Source organism: Enterococcus sp. GPZ-007 (genome assembly GCF_059374735.1).
This window is the reverse complement of the sequence record NZ_JCAFYN010000107.1, coordinates 1-937: the sequence shown is the minus strand read 5'-3', so window position 1 is coordinate 937 and position 937 is coordinate 1. Positions and strand designations below refer to the sequence as shown.

Sequence of the window (937 nt, the reverse complement as noted above, 5' to 3'; positions counted from 1 at the left end):
TAATTATCAGCCCTTGGTATATCAATGTTTTCAAAGCAAACAAAAAAGGAACCTCCCCATCTGTTACACTTAAGTTGTCCTAGCCAGACACGTACTCAGAAGGAGGGATTCCTTATGGCTATTATACAGCAACCGACTCTATTTGATCTAGAAATTTTGGAACAATTGGATATTGAAGAGAAATATGTTGAGATTTTCTCCCCATTGGATCTTTCCCCACTACTAGGGCTCTTTCAAAAAGAAAAAGCTGTTGGCGCGCCCATCTCAGTCAATTACGAGGCTGCGATTCGCGCACTGATTATTTCTTATCTGGAAGCTATTCCAGATGTGAAAACGTTGGTTGCTCGCATCAAGTCTGATTTGCGCTTTAAGTTAAGTCTAGGTTTTTTATATTCAGACCGGACCCCATCAGAAGCGACGTTTTCTCGTATCCTTCATACGTTGAGCGATCATCGATCCACCTTGAGCGACGTGAATGGGGGGTTACTCAAACGAATTGACAAGGAATTTGGCATTTTTTGTGAAGATGTCGCCATTGATGCCACCGCTATCGAATCCCATTCGAAGCCTCGAATAATTGAGAAACCAATCGTTTCAAGTGTTGAAAAACAACACACTATGAAGACGGAGGACATCAAAAAAGAATTGCCGATCGCTCCTCAATGGGGCATCAAAGTGAACAGTAAAGGGAAAAACGTTTTTTGGCATGGATACAAAGGGCATTTAGCAGTAACCACGAAAAGTCAGTATATTTTATCGAGTATTTTGACCTCTGCTCATATCGCGGATATGAGTGTAGCTATTCCATTAATCCGAGACGTCAAACGACTTGGTTTAGCGACCATTCACATGATCTTTGACAAAGGTTATGATGTGAAAGCCCTCTACGAAGAGGCACACATCCTTGGTTTTGAGCCGATCATTCCATTGAAACGGG

The 937-nt window shown here is 41.9% G+C and carries 1 protein-coding gene; it reads left to right on the top strand.

Annotated elements, in window-relative coordinates; translation table 11 throughout:
• Window positions 1-114: 114 nt before the first annotated feature.
• Window positions 115-937 (top strand): transposase (locus AC4J95_RS21085; RefSeq protein ID WP_494551549.1); only part of this gene is annotated, 823 nt, incomplete at its 3' end.